This is a genomic window from Pseudomonas sp. S3_B11 (genome assembly GCF_054667715.1).
The window spans coordinates 2,266,934-2,285,875 of record NZ_CP162749.1 but is presented as its reverse complement, the minus strand read 5'-3'; the positions used below and the strand labels follow the sequence as shown (position 1 = coordinate 2,285,875).

12 protein-coding genes are annotated in these 18,942 nt (G+C 62.7%); all 12 read left to right on the top strand.

Annotated elements, in window-relative coordinates; all coding sequences use genetic code 11:
* Window positions 1–2,415, top strand: coding sequence for an acyl-CoA reductase (locus tag AB4O22_RS10535; protein ID WP_460096274.1), 2,415 nt, complete (start codon window positions 1–3; stop codon window positions 2,413–2,415).
* 48 nt (window positions 2,416–2,463) lie between these two features.
* Window positions 2,464–3,738: a phenylacetate--CoA ligase family protein gene (locus AB4O22_RS10530; protein ID WP_460096273.1), complete on the top strand. Its 1,275-nt coding sequence runs from the start codon at window positions 2,464–2,466 to the stop codon at window positions 3,736–3,738.
* Window positions 3,735–4,679, top strand: a complete 945-nt coding sequence (locus tag AB4O22_RS10525; protein ID WP_460096272.1) for a GNAT family N-acetyltransferase — start codon at window positions 3,735–3,737, stop codon at window positions 4,677–4,679. Before AB4O22_RS10530 ends, AB4O22_RS10525 begins: the two co-directional genes overlap by 4 nt.
* A 109-nt stretch (window positions 4,680–4,788) precedes the next feature.
* Window positions 4,789–6,783 (top strand): methyl-accepting chemotaxis protein, encoded by a 1,995-nt coding sequence (locus AB4O22_RS10520; protein ID WP_460096271.1) that lies wholly within the window; start codon window positions 4,789–4,791, stop codon window positions 6,781–6,783.
* A gap of 312 nt (window positions 6,784–7,095) precedes the next feature.
* Window positions 7,096–7,542: a DUF411 domain-containing protein gene (locus AB4O22_RS10515; protein ID WP_013693435.1), complete on the top strand. Its 447-nt coding sequence runs from the start codon at window positions 7,096–7,098 to the stop codon at window positions 7,540–7,542.
* On the top strand, window positions 7,542–7,976 hold the full coding sequence (locus tag AB4O22_RS10510) for a YqaA family protein (RefSeq protein ID WP_057450667.1): 435 nt from the start codon (window positions 7,542–7,544) through the stop codon (window positions 7,974–7,976). Before AB4O22_RS10515 ends, AB4O22_RS10510 begins: the two co-directional genes overlap by 1 nt.
* Before the next feature lie 85 nt (window positions 7,977–8,061).
* Entirely contained in the window at window positions 8,062–9,093 is a 1,032-nt protein-coding gene (locus AB4O22_RS10505; RefSeq protein WP_027911539.1) for an alpha/beta fold hydrolase, read from the top strand.
* Between the two features lie 11 nt (window positions 9,094–9,104).
* The gene (locus tag AB4O22_RS10500) at window positions 9,105–10,067 is read left to right on the top strand and encodes a D-2-hydroxyacid dehydrogenase family protein (RefSeq protein ID WP_013693437.1); all 963 of its coding nucleotides are present in this window, start codon (window positions 9,105–9,107) and stop codon (window positions 10,065–10,067) included.
* Between the two features lie 633 nt (window positions 10,068–10,700).
* A complete protein-coding gene (glgA, locus tag AB4O22_RS10495; RefSeq protein WP_003202154.1) occupies window positions 10,701–12,272 on the top strand; it encodes a glycogen synthase GlgA in 1,572 nt (523 codons plus the stop codon).
* A gap of 7 nt (window positions 12,273–12,279) precedes the next feature.
* On the top strand, window positions 12,280–14,082 hold the full coding sequence (treZ, locus tag AB4O22_RS10490) for a malto-oligosyltrehalose trehalohydrolase (RefSeq protein WP_460096270.1): 1,803 nt from the start codon (window positions 12,280–12,282) through the stop codon (window positions 14,080–14,082).
* Window positions 14,079–16,157: a 4-alpha-glucanotransferase gene (gene malQ, locus AB4O22_RS10485; protein WP_460096269.1), complete on the top strand. Its 2,079-nt coding sequence runs from the start codon at window positions 14,079–14,081 to the stop codon at window positions 16,155–16,157. The genes treZ and malQ overlap by 4 nt, the downstream gene beginning before the upstream one ends.
* Window positions 16,154–18,940 (top strand): malto-oligosyltrehalose synthase, encoded by a 2,787-nt coding sequence (locus tag AB4O22_RS10480; RefSeq protein WP_460096268.1) that lies wholly within the window; start codon window positions 16,154–16,156, stop codon window positions 18,938–18,940. Before malQ ends, AB4O22_RS10480 begins: the two co-directional genes overlap by 4 nt.
* Window positions 18,941–18,942: the final 2 nt, after the last annotated feature.

The window sequence follows — 18,942 nt, the reverse complement described above, 5'->3', positions numbered from 1 at the left end:
ATGTATCTCATCAACGGTCAACTGAGCGCCGAATTGACGCTCGATGCAGCACTTGAACGCCTGCAGGCGCAACTGCCCGCCCTCCTGGACTGCCCGCCCCGCATCGAAGAGGTGCTCGATTGCGCAGACGCGTTCGTACAAATGCTGCAGATGTCCGACCAAAACCCAATGCTCGACGAGGAACAGCGTCAGGCGCTGATTGCCTTCTGTGGCCGCACCCACCTGGGCCTCAAGCTTGAGCGGGAACTGGGTTCGGCCCCACGCTCGTTGCGGCGGATCGATTACGGCGATGGCCCGTTCGAAAGTTGGCAGCCCCTGGGGCTTGTGGTGCATGTGACGCCGGGCAACTCACCCTTGTTGGGATTCTGCGCGGCGCTTGAAGGCCTGTTGGCGGGTAACGTGAACTGGCTGCGCCCCAGTACTCGTGACGGCGACCTCACGGCGCGGCTGCTGGCTGCGTTCCTGGGGTGCGACTCAAGTGGCCGGTTGCGCGACTACTTGGCTGTATTGCCCGTGCCCTCCCACGAAACCGGTCGCCTTTTCGCTCTGGCACAGGGCATCAGCGCCTGGGGCGGCGAAACAGCCTTGACAGCGTTACGCGAACAGGTTCCAAGTGGCTGTCGCTGGATTGATTGGGGACATCGCATCAGCTTCGCCTATATCACGCCTCTTGCGGCAAGCGCGCAGGCGCTGGACAACCTGGTGGACGAAATCTGCCGCCTCGATCAGCAGGCATGCTCCAGCCCGCAATGGCTGCTGGTGGACAACGACGAGCCTGCCCGGATACAAGCATTGGGCGACGCTCTGGCCGCCGCTTTCGAACGGCGCGCCGGACACTGGCCCGCCCTGGAAACCACCGCGGCCGAAGCATGTGAAATCACCACCCGAACGGCACTGGCCCGCCTGGATTACAGTTTCGCAGGTCAACCCGGTCAGGTCTGGGCAGGTAACGGCTGGCGCATCCTCTGGGAACATCACCGCGAACTCCAACCTTCACCACTGTTTCGCACGCTGTTGCTACGGCCAGTGCCTGAAGGAATGCTCGCTGAAACTTTACTGCCATGGCGCAATGTGCTGCAGAGCTGTGCCCTCATCTGCGAACCGGAACGAGTACCCGCACTGGCGCGCCGCCTGATAACCGCCGGCGTAACTCGCGTGACCTCCACCGCGCAGATCCAGCAGGGCTATGACGGTGAGCCCCACGATGGCGTCTATGCGTTACAACGATTGAGTCGCCGGGTATCGGTCGGCCTCGAAGCGGAAGTTGCCAGTCACCGCGTGACGCTGGATGCTTCCCCTGGCGCGTTATCGCTTTGCCCCTCGACGCCGATCCTGGACAAGACCGCGTTCATGGCCTTGCCTGCGGCCCCTCAAGCGCAACTGTTCTTCCGCTCCGGCGGCAGCAGCGGCGCCCCCGTGCTGTCCCCCTACAGTTACCGGGATTTCGAACACCACATGCGCGCCGCCGCCGACGGACTGCGCGCGGCGGGCCTGGACCCTGCGCAGGATCGGGTCATCAATCTTTTTTATGGCGGCAGCCTGTACGGCGGATTCCTCAGTTTCACGAAAATCCTGGAACAGATGAAGGTCGTGCATTACCCCATGAGCGCACCATCGGATGACACCTTCGACGAGATTGCAAAGCTGATTGTCGATCAGCGAATCAACACGGTGGTCGGCATGCCGAGTACCTTGCATCGCCTGTTCTCCAGCCAGCAGCCGGTGCTGCAAGCGTACGGCGGCGTCCGCAAAGTCATGCTGGGTGGCGAGCACCTTGGGCAAGACAGCCACAGGTTATTGCAGCAGTGTGGCGTCGCACGCATTTGCTCAGCCATCTACGGCACCGTCGACGCCGGCCCCCTCGGTCATGCCTGCATCGCCAGCGACAATGGCGCGTTCCACCTCATGGACGGCATTCAGTCCTTGGAAATCGTCCATCTTGAACAGGATAAGCCGGTCGCTCCCGGGGAAACCGGACGCATGCTGTTCACCTCTCGCATACGCCAGGCGCGCCCCCTCCTGCGATATGAAGTCGGCGATCTGGGACGCTGGTTACCCGGCCCCTGCGCTTGTGGCCTGGAGTCGCCGAGATTCGAGTTACGCGAGCGCCACGGTCGCCTGGTACGCATCGCCACGGAGCTCATCAATACCCAGGAACTGGCCGAACGGGCGCAAGCAGCCATTCAAATCGTGCTCGACCATGGGAGTGGCGGCTGTGAACGCTTGCTGATTCGCACCGATGGCGACGCCGAAACGGTTCGACGCCAAGTGCTCGAGCTAGCACCGCTGCGCCTATCCGTCGATGCCACGCTGCTGGTCCTGGAAGTCCATTGCTGTCCGGTGGAGCACTTCGAACGTAATAAACACAGCGGCAAAGTCCCGCTGGTGATTGACCGTCGAATCCTGGCCAGTTGATCTCGCCCATTTTCGATAAGCAAACCTTCAAGCCTTGAGAAAATCCTGATGAGCGCTTCATTAGCCTATGAGCAATGGTTCAACCATATCCGCACGCACTCAGCGTTCTATAACACTCAGCTAAGCCACTTGCCCGTCCAGGGATGCGACTTCGGACAATGGCCGATTGTCGATGTAAATGAATACTGGAAAGGCAGCCATGACCTGGATACCTGGCGAGTACTGACCGATAAAGTCAGGGATGCGCTGGTTTTCAAAACCGGCGGCACGACCAGCCAAGGCAAAATGTCGGTGTATACCCACGCTGAATGGCAGATGATGCTCGACTGCTTCGGTCGCGGCCTGTCAGCCCAACTGGTTGCAGGGGATCGAATCGCCAATCTGTTTTTTTCCGGCGACCTGTACGCCAGTTTCCTGTTTATTCACGGCGCCCTTTGCAGCTTGAATGTACCTATCACCGAGTTCCCCTTCACCGGGTCGGTAAAACTTGATCCCTTGGCCGAGGCCATCGCCGACCACCGCATCAATGTGCTGGTCGGCGTGCCTGCCCACTTGTTGGCATTCGCCAGCCATGTCAATGGACAGGGGCGAACGCTGCCACAGATCACCACCGTCCTGTTCGGCGGCGAGAACCTGTTCGAAAGCCAGATGCCGACCTTGAAGCGGGCATTTCCGCGGGCACGCTTTGCGTCGATCGGATACGCCAGCGTGGATGCCGGCCTGGTTGGCGCCAGCACAACCGATTGCGACTTGGGCGAGCATCGCGTGTTCGACGAACAGACACGGGTGGAGATTATCGACGACCTGAGCGGTGAGGTCATCGATGCCTGCGGTCAAACCGGAAACCTGGTGGTGACCAATTTCACCCGGACCCTGATGCCCATCGTCAGGTACCCGGTGGGAGACCGGGCCAGTTGGTGCGAACCTGTCGGTACGCCACAGCGCAAGTTCGCCCTCCAAGGGCGCAGCGCACAAAGCCGTCGAGTACGGGTTGGCGTGTTATCGCTATTCCCCGAAGAAATCAGCGGCATCGTCCGGCGCGTGGGCGGCAATCTTCAATGGCAGCTGATTATCGAGCACGTCCAGGATAATGATCGCCTGCTACTCAAGTGGCTGCCCGATGCACAGGCTGACGCTGACCAAACACACTCGCGAGCGCTGAAGGACGCCTTGATCGAGCAATACCCAGGCATCGATAAACTCGACCTGAGTGTCCAGGCTTGTGCTGCGCAGGACCTGGAACGTCATCCCCGCTCCGGCAAGCATCTGTCGATCATTGATCGTCGGGTCTACGGTGCGCTGCCAGCAAGGAGCATCGGATGAGCCACTTGGTCATCAGGCCGTTCAGGCCCTCGGACAGTGCCGACACCTGCGAGCTGTTCCGCCGAGTCTATGGCGATCACTACGTCTCGCCGGACGTCTACATGCCGCAGATGATCTGCCAACATAATCTGCAGGGGCGGTGGCACTCGTTGGTCGCCATGATCGACGACCGCGTGGTCGGTCATGCTGCGCTGTGCCGCCAACAGTTGGCGACCCAAGATGCCGAGCTGGCGCTGGTGGCGGTGGATCCCGACTCGCAGGGCGGACAGATTGCCACGCGGCTGGGACAGCAACTCCTGGACCGTTGTCAGGCGCTCGGGCTTGCCAGGCTGTCGATCAAACAGGTTACGAGCCATCCCTACAGCCAACGACTGTCCCAACGGCTTGGTTTTCATGATGTCGGCCTGCTGCCCGACTTCGTGCCCTCGCCGTTCGCCACGGACCAGGCCGAAACCATCGTGATCGGCTGTCAGGCCATCGGTGGGGACTTTCGACCGCTGCCGCCTGTCCAGTGGCCCGCACCCTGCCAATGGCTAATGACTCCACTGGCTTCGCAGTTCGGGACCCTCCACGACGACACGCCACCGGGGATTCAACCGTTACGGATAAATCATTTGCCCGGACGAGTCGACATCTTTGCCGAACGCATGGATGTCGGCCTCGTCGGGCAGCTGCGACAGCTGCCAGCCCATTGGCCGCTTTCAATCCGACTCGGACTCGGTCGGCACTTTTGCACTGACTACCACCTGCTGCGCTCCGCTGGCTTCTTCTTCACAGGAATAATGCCCTGCGACACTGCGCAAGGTTGGCAGGCGTTGTTCCACCGTGTGTCACAGCCGCGCAAGCTCAATCTGGAGTCCGCCTTCATGCAACGTCTCCACGATGAATGGCAGGTCCACGCCCAAGCCTCGAAAGACACGCAAGCCAGCTCGGCCGCCTGACGCGACGTCCCCCCGCTTCGCTCAAGCTATCGGCATGGACGCCGATACAACTTGGTACGCCCATCCCAACTGTTTCTGAACGTCGCCCTCGCGCAAGGAACACACCACCATGCCATCACTGCGCACCATTCAGGCCCGCTACACGCTGTTCCTGGTTCTGTTCATCCTGGTGTTATCTATCCTGACCGTTGTCGGCATCAGCTACTTGGTCGCACCGAAATTGCGTCACACCGAGGAGCAAGTGGCGCTGAACCGCATTGCCGAGGTCGCCGAGCAGATCCAGGGCGAACTGAACAAAGTCCAGGCCCAGCAACGCAGCATCACCCAGACCATCCCGCTGCTCGACAGCGATGCCATCGACAAAGTGTTGCCGGGGCTGGTGGATCAGTATGGCGAGCTGAAAGTCTTCGGCGGCGGGATCTGGCCGTTGCCCAACCAGCGGGCCGAGGGGCGCAACAAATTCAGCACGTTCTGGCACCGCGACGCGTCCGGCAAGCTGGCGGTCAATACCTTCTGGAACAGTGACGCCGCGCCCAACTATTACGAACAACCCTGGCACAAAGGCGGCATGGCCACCCCTCCTGGCAAATGCGCCTGGGCCGCGGCCTATAAAGATGACGCCAGCGCCGAACCACGCACCAACTGCGCCATGGCCATCCAGAAAAACGGCGTGCCTTACGGTGTTTCCACCATTGACGTGACCCTGGGCTTCTTCAATGACCTGGTAGCGCGCAAGGAAGCCGACCTGGGCGCCGAGATGCTGATCGTCGAGGGCGACGGCAAAATCATCAGCAACAGTTCGCGCATCAGCGGGCCGATCGTACTGAAGAACATCAGCGAACTGGCGGCCACTTCGCCATTCGCCGCCCAGGTCAAGGCGGGCCTGGCCAAGCGCGACCAACCTCTGCAACGGGTCGAGTTCGACAACAAGGGCGAGGCCAGCACGTTCTTCATGCGCCCTATCGAAGGTTCGCCGTGGTTCCTGGCGACCGCCTTGCCAACCCGCCTGATCACCGCCCAGCGCGACGATGTACTGAACACGCTGAGCCTGCTGCAGATCCCGATGGTGATCCTGCTGGTGTTGATACAGCTTTACGCTATCCGTCAGTTGACCAATCGCATGAAGGTCCTCAAAGGCAACATCGACGCCTTGTCCACTGGCGATGCCGACCTGACCCGACGCATCACCATCCGGGCCGAGGACGAGCTGGGAGCGATCGGTCACTCGGTCAACCGCTTCATCGCTTACCTGCAAAGCATGATCGGCGAAGTCACCCAGGCTACGGGCGCCATGGCGTCGAGCCTGGGCGATCTGCAGCGGACCTCGGCCCACACCAGCGAAATCCTGATGCGCCACGCCTCGGAAACCGACCAGACCGTGACTGCCATTACCCAGATGAGCTCCACGGCTGAAAGCGTCGCGCAAAACGCGGCCGAGACCGCGGCGTTCACCCAACGCGCCAATGAGCATGCCGATCGCTCCCGCGTGGTGGTTGGTGAGGCGTCCAACAGTGTGGTGGCTCTGATCGATGAAGTGGCCAGCGCCACCCGCAAGGTCGAAAGCATGCAACAGGATGCCCAGCGCATCACCGAGATCCTCGGCGTCATCGGCGCCATCGCCGGGCAGACCAATCTGCTGGCCCTCAACGCGGCCATTGAAGCCGCCCGGGCCGGTGAGCAAGGCCGTGGTTTTGCCGTGGTGGCCGACGAAGTACGCGCCCTCGCTGCCCGCACCCAGGCCAGCACATCGGAAATCAACGAAATGCTGGCCCGCCTGACTCAAGGCGTGAGTTCGTCGGTCGCAGCCATGGAAAATACCCAGGCCAGTTGCCAGTCAGCCGCCGATGCCACCTCTCGAGTCAACTCGGGCCTGGACGAAATGGCCGGCTCCGTCAGTCAGATCAACAGCCTGAGCACCCAGATCGCCACCGCCGCCGAGCAACAGAGCGCGGTGACCGAGGAGATCAATCGCAGCATGGTGCAAATCCGTCACATGGTGGAGGAACTGGTGGAAGGCGGCCTGGCCAGCGAGGCCAATACCCGGCAACTGCTGGAGGCCAACACGCGGGTGAATGCGATCATGGGGCGGTTCAAGGTGCGCTGAGGCGTCTCCATTCTCCTGTGGGAGCGGGCTTGCTCGCGATGGCGGCCTGACAGCCGGCCTGGCTCTCCCGGTCGTACACCCATCAGACCTGTTTGAGCAGGACCTGTGGGAGCAAAGCTTGCTCGCGATGGCGGTGGGTCAGCCTCCATGGGTGTCGAATGGGCTGATGCCTTCGCGAGCAAGCTCGCGCCCACAGGACTTTATTCACCCCTGCAACCTGACAATTCTGTAATCCCCGCCTCAGCCCCCCGTCAGCTCGCGCTCGCTACTCTGTTATCCTCCCTCCAAACCGTTCGATACGAGACCACCGCCATGGCCCATCCCCTGCACCTGCTCGCCTTGAGCGCCCTGTTCATGACCACCCTGGCCCAGGCGGCCGAATCGGTCACCATTGATGTACACCGCGATGCCAATTGCGGCTGTTGCAAAAAGTGGATCTCGCATCTGCAAGCAAACGGCTTCAAGGTCAACGACCATGTCGAGGCCGACATGAGTTCGGTCAAGCAACGCCTGGGCGTGGCGCCGAACCTGCGTTCCTGTCACACCGCCGAGATCAACGGCAAATTCGTCGAAGGCCATGTCCCGGCCGACCAGGTGCTGGCGCTGAGCAAGCGCGATGACCTGCTCGGTGTCGCCGCGCCGGGCATGCCCATGGGCTCGCCCGGCATGGAAATGGACGGCATGAGCGATGCCTACCAGGTCATCGGCTTGAAGAAAGACGGGACCCAAACCGTAGTGGCGGATTACCCGGCGCACTGATGGGCGAAGCCTATATCGGCTTGTTCCTGGCGGCTTTCGGCGCGGCGACCCTGTTACCGTTGCAATCGGAGGCCGTGTTGGTTGGCTTGTTGCTCAGCGAGCGCCATCTGGTCTGGCTGTTGCTGGCGGTTGCCACGCTCGGCAATGTCCTCGGCTCGCTGGTGAACTGGTGGCTGGGCACGCGGCTGGAGCACTTCAAGGATCGGCGCTGGTTTCCGGTCAGCCCGGCCCACCTGGACAAGGCTCGCGTGCATTACCAACGCTTCGGTCACTGGTCGCTGCTGCTCAGCTGGCTGCCGATCATCGGTGATCCGTTGACCCTGGTGGCCGGGGTGATGGGCGAACCGTGGCGGCGTTTCCTGTTGCTCGTAAGCCTTGCCAAGGGTTTGCGCTATGGCGTTCTCGCCCTGGCGACCCTGGGCTGGATGGACTGAACGTTCTGGCTGTTGGGTTGCCTGTGGTTAATGTCGCCATAATCGGGCCGCGCCAGGATCGGCGGCGGCCACAAGGAGATTAACCATGCCCCGCACCACCGCGCGCTGGTTGCCCAGCCTGTTCCTCACCGCCGCCCTGCCCCTGTTCGCCCAGGCCGCCAACCCGCCCGAAGGCCCGGCCTACGGAGCGCAGTTGGAGGGTTTCGAATACCCCTACACCCTCAAGCACTTCGCCTTCCAGTCCCAGGGCCAGTCGTTGCAGATGGGTTATATGGATGTGCCAGCCCAAGGCAAGGTCAATGGCCGCACGGTGGTGCTGATGCACGGCAAGAATTTCTGCGCCGCCACCTGGGGCGATTCGATCAAGGTGCTCAGCGAAGCCGGATACCGGGTCATCGCGGCGGATCAGGTCGGCTTCTGCACATCGAGCAAACCCGAGCATTACCAGTACAGCTTCCAGCAACTGGCGAGCAACACCCAGGCCTTGCTCAAGGCCCTCGGCGTACAGAAAGCCGTCCTCCTCGGCCATTCCACCGGCGGAATGCTCGCCACCCGCTACGCCTTGCAGTTTGCCGACGAGGTCGAACGCCTGGCCATGGTCAACCCCATCGGCCTGGAAGACTGGAAAGCCTTGGGCGTACCCTATCGCACCGTGGACCAATGGTACGCGCGGGAGCTGAAAGTCAACGCCGAGGGTATCCGCAACTATGAGCGCACGACCTATTACGCAGGCCGCTGGAAACCTGAGTTCGAGCGCTGGGTAGACATGCTCGCCGGCTTGAACAAGGGCCCCGGTCATACGCAAGTGGCGTGGAACTCGGCGCTGATCTACGACATGATCTTCACCCAGCCGGTCTATTACGAGTTCAAGGACCTGACGGTACCCACCCTGCTGCTGATCGGCACCTCGGACACCACCGCCATCGGCAGCGACATCGCGCCGCCGGCGGTCAAGGCCACGCTGGGTCATTACGAGGTATTGGGCAAGCAGGCCGCCCGGCTGATTCCCCGCTCGACCCTGGTGGAGTTCCCCAATCTGGGGCATGCCCCGCAGATGGAAGAGCCGGATCGGTTCCACAAGGCCCTGTTGAGCTGGCTGGACAAACCCATTCCCTGACGAGGTGTTCCATGGCGGTGCAAATAGCAGTCATAGACGATTGGCAAGATGTGGCACGTGGCGTGGTGGACTGGTCGGTGCTGGACAGCGTCGGCCAGGTGACGTTTCTCCATGACTATCCCGCTGACCGCGACACCCTCGCCGAGCGCTTGCAGCGCTTCGAGGTGATCTGCGTGATGCGTGAACGCACGTTGTTCGACGAAGGCCTGCTGCGTCGCCTGCCCAATCTCAAGCTGTTGCTCACTGGCGGCATGCGCAATGCCGCCCTGGACCTGAAGGCTGCCGCCGAGCTGGGCATCCAGGTGTGCGGCACCGACAGCTACAAGCACGCCACGCCCGAACTGACCTGGGCACTGATCATGGCCCTGACCCGCAACCTGGTGCAGGAAGCCAACGCCCTGCGCGCCGGCCTCTGGCAGCAAGGCTTGGGCGGCGACCTGCACGGCAAGACGCTGGCGATCCTCGGCCTGGGCAGCATCGGTACGCGGGTGGCGCAGTTCGGCCAGGTGTTTGGCATGCGGGTCATCGCCTGGAGCCAGAACCTCAGCGCCGAGCGCGCCGCCGAAGTGGGCGTGACCTACGTGAGCAAACAGGCATTGTTCGAGCAGGCCGACATTCTGTCGATTCACCTGGTGCTCGGCGAACGCACCCGCGGCCTGGTGGATGCCCAAGCCCTGGACTGGATGAAACCCGAGGCACTGCTGGTCAACACCTCCCGCGGGCCGATCGTCGATGAAACCGCCCTGATCGACGCGCTGCAGCACAAGCGCCTGGCCGGCGCCGCCCTGGACGTATTCGCCCAGGAACCTTTGCCCGCCACCCATCCGTTCCGAACCCTGGATAACGTACTGGCCACACCACATGTGGGCTACGTCAGCCGGCAGAATTACCAGCGGTTCTATTCGCTGATGATCGAAGACCTGCTGGCCTGGGCGGCGGGCCAGCCGATTCGGTTGCTGACGCCAGCAGCCTGAACCTGGAGCATCAACACATCTTCCCTTGTGGGAGCGAGCTTGCTCGCGATAGCGGCGGATCAGTTGCAAGGTTTGTGACTGGCACACCGCTATCGCGAGCAAGCTCGCTCCCACAGGAGACATTGTGTTTTATTGGCCATCAAAACGCCTCCACTCCACCCGCCCTCCAATGGTGCGTCACGCCATTCCATCGCGCACGCCGATGAAACAACGCCGTTCCCTTACACCCTTTTGGTTTCAGAGAACTGCACTTCGTCGGTGCGTATCCCCCTTTGTCATGTAAGAGATTGCCGACAAAAACCGTGATTGTCGGACAATGCGACGAACCGAGCCGCACCGCTCTACGTTCTGACCTAGACTGCCTAACCGGGGGGAAAACCAACCGGTCATCCAGACGAAAAAAAGTCGAAACTTTTCGCAACGGCGACAGGTCAGGTTAGAGGTAGGGCAACCGCGACTGGTGCAGTCCTTGCACTAGTCATTGCAACAGCTCCTTCAGCTGATTCGCTTCGCCGCATTGGGTAGCCGTTCGGTTTCCTTGCGTTGCGCTTGTGCGCCTGGCCGCAGGATTTGGCCAATGAAACAACAGCTCTGGCGCTTGCCGGAAACAGATCGAGAAAATGGGAGATATTTATGATCAGTGCTGCCTTGGAACCACAACAAGTCCGTTCTCAACTACCGCCCGCGGCCGAATCGCCAACGGCACCGGTGCTGGCCACCGGCGGCAAGGCACTGCTCCCCGTCGTTCGACAGAATCCCAACCGCAAGAAAGTATTGTTCGTCACCTCGGAAATCGCCGACCTGGTAAAGACCGGCGGCCTGGGCGATGTCTCCTCCGCACTGCCCCGGGCCATGGCCGGGCTGCATGATGTCCGGGTGCTGATCCCCGGTTATCCGCAAGTGATGAACAGCGGCAATCCGATCCACATCATCGGCGAACTGGGCGGCCACGCAGCGCTGCCGCCCTGCAAGATCGGGCGCATGGACATGGCCGACGGCCTGGTGATCTACGTCCTGATCTGCCCGGAACTCTTTGCCCGCGAAGGCTCCCCCTACGGTGCCAACAACGGTCGCGACTGGCCCGACAACCACATTCGCTTCGCCCGCCTGGGCCTGGCCGCGGCCGACATCGCCGCCAACCTTGCGCAGATCCACTGGTGCCCGGACCTGGTCCATGCCCACGACTGGCCAGCCGGGTTGGCGCCGGCCTATATGCACTGGCGCGGGCAACGCACCCCGACCCTGTTTACCATTCACAACCTGGCGTACCAGGGCGTCGTCAGCCTGGCCTCCTGCCCGGAGCTGGGCATCCCCGAACACGCCCTGCAACAGGAAGGCATGGAGTTCTACGGCAAACTGTCGTTTCTCAAAGCCGGGATGGCTTACTCCAGCCATATCACCACCGTCAGTGCCACCTACGCCCAGGAGATCACCACCCCGGCGTTTGGTTGCGGGCTCGACGGTTTCCTCGCGGCCAAGACCCAGCAAGGCTTGCTCAGCGGCATCCCCAACGGCATCGATGAAAGCTGGGATGCAGCCACCGACACGCACCTGTTCCGTCAGTTCGCCATGGGCGACTGGGAAGGCAAGGCGGTCAACGCGTCCCATGTGCGTGAGCTGTTTGGTCTCGACGACTCCACTGGCCCGCTGTTCGCCGTGGTTTCGCGTCTGGTCTACCAGAAAGGCCTGGACCTGACCGAAGCGGTCGCCGAGTTCATCGTCGAGTCTGGCGGCCAGATCGCCATCATCGGCCGTGGCGAACCGGAGGAAGAACAGGCCATGCGTGAACTGGCACTGCGCTTCCCCGGACGCATCGGTGTGCGTATCGGCTTCAACGAAACCGACGCGCGGCGGATGTTCGCCGGCAGCGACTTCCTGCTGATGCCGTCGCGCTACGAGCCCTGCGGCTTGAGCCAGATGTACGCCCAGCGCTTCGGCTCGCTGCCGGTGGCGCGCAATACCGGAGGGTTGGCGGACACCATCGAAGATGGCATCACCGGCTTCCTGTTCGATGAGTCCACCGTGGAAAGCTACAAACAGGCCTTGAGCCGGGCCTTCAAGGTCTTCGAGTTCCCCGACCTGCTCAACGCCATGCGCTGCCGGGCCATGTCGGCGCCGTTCAACTGGTGCAAGGCCGTGGAACCCTACGCCGAACTCTACGAACAACTGGTGGCTAAGTCACTGGGAAAATCGGCCAGACAATGAGGTAACAATGACGTCAAGGACGCCTGATACATGGACCCACGGGGCGGTCATGCTGGATGACGAGCACACCCGCTTCGCCCTCTGGGCCCCGGATGCATTTTTTGTCAGTGTCGAGCTCGACACTGGAGATTCAATACCGCTACTGCCCCAAGCCGACGGCTGGTTCATGATCCAGACCCGTTGCCCCGCCGGCACCCGCTACCGCTACAACATCGATGGCGAGCTGGAGGTGCCGGACCCGGCCTCTCGCGCCCAGGCCGGCGACATCGACCGCCACAGCGTGGTGGTCGACCCGCATGCCTACCCATGGCGACACACCCAATGGTCCGGTCGCCCCTGGCACGAAGCCGTAATCTACGAGTTGCACGTGGGTGCCCTGGGTGGTTTCGACGGCGTCGAGCTACATCTGGCACACCTGGCCGGATTGGGCATCACCGCCATCGAGCTGATGCCATTGGCGCAGTTTCCCGGTGATCGCAACTGGGGCTACGATGGCGTCCTGCCCTACGCCCCCCAGGCTTCCTACGGGACGCCCGAACAGCTCAAGCATCTGATCGACAGTGCCCACGGTCATGGGCTCTGCGTCATCCTCGATGTGGTCTACAACCACTTCGGCCCCGATGGCAACTATCTGCACCGTTATGCCAAGGGCTTCTTCCGTGAAGACAAGCACACGCCCTGGGGCGCGGCGATTGATTTCCGCCGCCGCGAAGTGCGGGACTTCTTCATCGACAATGCGCTCATGTGGCTGCTGGAGTACCGTTTCGACGGCCTGCGCCTGGACGCGGTACACGCCATTGAAGACCCGGACTTTCTCCAGGAACTGGCGACCAGGGTGCGCGAGCAGGTGGACCCGATCCGGCATGTCTGGCTGACCGTGGAAAACGAACACAACCAGGCCCACCTGCTGGAGCACGGCTACGACGCCCAGTGGAACGACGACGGGCACAATGCCTTGCACGTGCTGCTGACCGGTGAGACCGACGCCTACTACGCCGACTATGCCGAGCAGCCGACCGAACAACTGGCCCGTTGCCTGAGCCAGGGTTTCGTCTTCCAGGGCCATCTCAATCGCCATGGCGAAGCCCGGGGCGAGCCCAGCGGCCATCTGCCGCCGAGCGCGTTCGTGCTGTTCCTGCAGAACCATGACCAGATCGGCAACCGTGCCCTGGGCGAACGCCTGCATCAGCTCGCCGCGCCCCAGGCCCTGCAAGCAGCGACAGTCTTGTTGCTGTTATCACCGATGATCCCGCTGCTGTTCATGGGCGATGAGGTGGCGGCCGAACAACCGTTCCTGTTCTTTACCAGCCACCACGGCGAGCTGGCAGAGCTGGTGCGCGAAGGCCGACGCAACGAGTTCAAGGCCTTCAGTGCCTTTGCCGATCCGCAGAAGCGCGAACGAATTCCCGACCCCAACGCCGCCAGCACCTTCGAGGCTTCACGCCCAAGCCTGGAATCGCAAGGTCCGGAGCAGCAGGCCAACGAGGCGCTGTATCGGCAACTGCTGAAAATCCGCCGTGAAGAGATCGTCCCGCGCCTGCCCGGTGCCCAGGCCCTGGGCACCGATGTGCTGGGCCATGGCGCCATCAGCGCACGCTGGCGGTTGGGCGATGGCAGCGTGTTGCGCATCGATTTCAACCTCGGCGCTCAGCCCGTCGAACACAACGCCCCGGAAGAGGCACGCATTCTTTTCGAACATCCGCAGCAGGTCATGGGTCTGTTGCAACAGGGCGTCCTTGCGCCCTACAGCGCGCTGGTCAGTCTGACGCAGGCGACAACCTTGCCCAACATCACTGGAGAGCGCCTATGAGCGACGCGCAACTGGAAATCCTCGCCAGCCGAGCGGGCCTGGCGGTGGATTGGATCGATGCCAATGGCCGGGCCCAGAAAGTCTCGCCGGCCGTCTTGCGTTCGGTCCTCACCGGCCTGGGCCATCCGGCCGGCAGCGCCCAGGAGATCGACGCCAGCCTGCTGCAGTTGCAGGAAGCTCAACAGAACCATCAATTGCCACCGCTGATCACCGCCGACGTCGGGGTCAGCCTGGACTTGAGCCGCTACTTCGAGGCCGGGACACCCTGCGAAATCAAACTCGAAGATGGCGCGACACTGAACCTGAACCTCGATGCCGATGCCAAGCTGCCGGGGATGGTCCCGGTGGGTTATCAGCACATCAGCATCCAGGACCAGCATTTCACCCTGGCCGTCGCGCCGGCCCGTTGCTACAGCGTGGCCGATGCGGTGGACGACCCGACGCCACGGGCCTGGGGACTGAGCGCGCAACTGTATGCCCTGCGCCGTCCCGGTAACGGTGGCTTCGGTGACACCCAGGCTTTGGAGGAGCTGGCGCGGGTGGCCGGCGAGCGCGGCGCCGAGGCCGTTGCCATCAGCCCGATGCACGCGATGTTCAGCAGCGACACCGGGCGCTACAGCCCCTACTCACCGTCGAGCCGACTGTTTTTCAACAGCCTGTACGCCGCGCCGGGCACCATCCTCGGTGAACGCGCGCTGCGCACCGCCATCGACGCCACCGGCCTGACCAATCAACTGCGCACCCTGGAGGAGCAACCGCTGATCGACTGGCCGGTCGCCGCCCAGGCCAAGCAGAAAATCCTGCGTGCCCTGTACGACGGCTTCAGCCAGGGTGAGCATCCGCTGCATGAAGACTTCAGCAGTTTCCGCCACACCAGCGGCGAAGCCCTGGAAAATCATTGCCGCTTCGAGGCCTTGCAGGCCGAACGCGCCGCCCGGGGAGAAAGCCTCGACTGGCGCCACTGGCCGGAAGAATGGCGTGACCCGCGCAGCCCCGCCCTGGCCCATTTCGCCGAGGAAAATGCCGATGAGATCGGCTTCTACGCTTTTTGCCAATGGTTGATCGCCCGCTGCCTGGAGCGCGCCCAGAGCGCAGCCAGATCCAGCGGCATGGGTATCGGCCTGATCGCCGACCTGGCGGTGGGTGCCGATGGCGGTGGCAGCCAGGCCTGGAGCCGGCAGGACGAACTGCTCGCCTCGCTGACCGTGGGCGCCCCGCCGGACATTCTCAACCGCTCCGGCCAAGGCTGGGGGATCTCGGCATTTTCCCCGGAAGGCCTGGTGCGCAACGGCTTTCGCGCCTTCATTGAAATGCTGCGGGCCAACTTCGCCCACGCCGGTGGCTTGCGCATCGATCATGTCATGGGCTTGCAACGGCTCTGGGTGATCCCTAACGACGCCCCACCTTGCGATGGCGCCTACCTGTATTACCCGGTAGACGACCTGCTGCGCCTATTGGCGCTCGAATCCCATCGGCACCAGGCCATCGTGCTCGGCGAAGACCTCGGTACCGTGCCCGACGGCCTGCGGGACAAACTCATTGCCCGCTCGATCCTGGGCATGCGCGTGCTGTTGTTCGAACAGGACAACACCCACTTCAAGCCCATTCTCGACTGGCCGGACAATGCCCTGGCCACCACCAGCACCCATGACTTGCCGACGCTCAATGGCTGGTGGCACGGTCACGACATCGACTGGAACGCCCGGCTGGACCTGATCGATTCCCATACCGAAATGGACTGGCGCAAACACCGCGAGCGCGAACGCGAAGGCCTGCGCCACGTGCTGAACCAGGACCCACAGAACTTTCGCGAAGAACACCGCGAGACCGACCAGGTGCTCGATGCCAGCGTGCGCTTTCTCGGTCACACCCGCGCGCCGCTGGTGTTGTTGCCGCTCGAAGACGCCCTGGGCATCGAGGAACAGGCCAACCTGCCGGGCACCATCGACACCCACCCCAATTGGCGCCGCCGCCTGGCCGGGCAAAGCCAGGCGTTGCTGGATCACCCGGACGCTGCCCGGCGTCTGGAAATACTCGCCTGTGCGAGACTTCAGGCGAACGAGCGTGACCGATGAAACAGACGTTGATCCAACCCCTGCGGGCAACATTGCGCCTGCAGTTTCATAAAGGCTTCACCCTGGACGATGCCATCCCCCAGGTGCCGTACTTCGCCTCGCTGGGCATCAGCCACATTTATGCCTCGCCGCTGCTCAAGGCCCGGGCCGGGTCCATGCACGGCTACGATGTCGTCGACCCCACCCTGGTCAACCCCGAACTGGGCGGCGAAGTCGCGCTCAAGCGCCTGGTCGCGACCTTGCGCGAGCATCAGATGGGCTTGATCCTCGACATCGTGTCCAATCACATGGCCGTCGGCGGCAATGACAACCCCTGGTGGCTGGACTTGCTGGAATGGGGGCGCCTGAGCCCCTACGGTGAGTTCTTCGACATCCAGTGGCACTCCCCCGACCCACTGATGGAAGGCCAATTGCTGCTGCCGTTCCTCGGCAGCGACTACGGCGTGGCGTTGCAGGAAGGCACCTTGCAACTGCACTTCGATGCCAGCCAAGGCAGCTTCTACGTCGAGCACTACGAACACCGCTTCCCGATTTGCCCGATGCACTACGGCGAACTGCTCAAACCCACCGAAACCTTGCCTGCCGAGCAAACCGAATCACTCAAGACCCTGGCCGAGCGCTTTACCACGCTGAATTACCAGACCGATGCCCATACCCTCGCCCGCCCGCTGCAGAAAGAGTTGCAGGACCTGGCAGCACAAGCGGACATCCTCACCGCCATCCAGGACAACCTGGCTGGCTACGACTCTACCCAACCCGAAGGCTTCGAACGCCTGCATCAATTACTCGAGCGCCAGAGTTACCGCCTCGCCAGCTGGCGCACGGCGGCGGACGACATCAACTGGCGGCGCTTTTTCGATGTCAACGAACTGGGTGGGCTGCGGGTCGAGCGTCCGGCGGTCTTCGAGGCGACCCATGCCAAGATTTTCCAATTGATCGGCGAAGGCCTGGTGGACGGTTTGCGGATCGATCACATCGACGGCCTTGCCGACCCTCGCGGTTACTGCCGCAAATTGCGCAGACGCGTCGATTCACTGTCGCCGACCCGACACCTGCCGATTTTCGTCGAGAAGATCCTTGGTGATGGCGAGACGTTGCGGCGGGACTGGAACATCGACGGCAGCACCGGTTACGAATTCATGAACCAGGTCTCGCTGCTCCAGCATGACCCGGCCGGTGCCGCCCCCCTCGCCGAATTCTGGAGCCGGCACAGCGAGCGACCAGCGCACTTCATCGAAGAAGCCCGCCTGGCCCGCCAGCAGATTCTCAACGGATCCCTGGCCGGAGACTTCGAAAGCGTCGCCCAGGCCCTGCTGCAAGTGGCCCGGGACGACGTGATGACCCGCGACCTGACCCTGGGCGCGATTCGGCGAGCCTTGCAGGAACTGATCGTGCATTTCCCGGTGTATCGCACCTACATCACGCCCCTGGGGCGCTCGGCCGAAGACGAGGTGTTTTTCAACCAGGCCCTGGAAGGCGCCCGGCAAACCCTCAGCGAAGCCGACTGGCCGGTGCTCGACTGCCTGGCCGGCTGGCTCGGTGGGATGCCCTGGCGGCAACGTCCGCGCGGCAACCAGCGTAAACGCCTGCGCCATGCCTGCGTGCGCTTCCAGCAACTGACCTCGCCGGCCGCCGCCAAAGCGGTGGAGGACACCGCGCTCTATCGCTCGGCGGTGCTGTTGTCACGCAATGACGTGGGCTATGACACCGAGCGCTTCAGCGCCCCGCCTCAGGTGTTCCACCACGCCTGCCTCGAGCGGCTCGAGCATTTTCCCGACAACCTGATCACCACCGCCACCCACGACCACAAGCGCGGCGAAGACACCCGCGCCAGGCTGGCGGTGCTCAGCGAACGCGCCGATTGGTACACCGCCTGCGTGGAGCAATGGCGCATCCTCTCGCCTTCGCTGCACAGTGACCCGGCGGCGCCCTCGGCCGGTGATGAACTGATTCTGTACCAGGCACTGCTCGGCAGTTGGCCGCTGGATCTCGACCTCCAGGACCACAAGGCCCTGGCCGAGTACAACGAGCGCCTATGGCAATGGCAACGCAAGGCCCTGCGCGAAGCCAAGCTGCAAAGCAGCTGGGCGGCGGTCAACGACGCCTATGAGCAAGCCACCCAGATGTTCCTCGAACGGCTACTGCTGGGAGATGAGGGGTTGCCCTTGCGCAGCGCCATCGCCGAGGCGGTCCAGGCCATCGCTCCGGCGGGCGCCCTCAACAGTCTGGCGCAAACTTTGCTGCGCATGACCGTACCCGGCGTACCGGACCTGTACCAAGGCAACGAGTTCTGGGATTTCAGCCTGGTGGATCCGGATAACCGTCGTCCGGTGGATTTCCAGGCACGCCGCGAGGCGTTAGGGGCCGACAGCACGCCAGCCGCGTTGATACGCGATTGGCGTGACGGCCGAGTCAAACAGGCATTGATCGCCAGGACACTGGCCGTGCGAGCCGAGTATCCGCAGCTATGGCGCCAGGGACGCTACCAGCCGCTGGAAGTGCTCGGCGAGCAAGCCGAAAGAGTATTGGCCTTCATGCGCGAAGACTCGCAACAACGGGCGATCATTGTTGTACCTGTCCATGCGGCGCCGTTGCTGGAAAACAGTGCCGTGCCGCTGGTGGCTGCGTCGGATTGGGGCGATACCCGTGTGTCGTTACCGTTCGCCGCCAAGGATGAAAAACTGAAGGGACTTTTTTCAAGCGCAACAGTCACACCCCAAGGGGAGCTGCTGATCAGCACCGCGCTGGGGAATTTCCCGGTCAATGTCTTTATCCAACCTTGAGT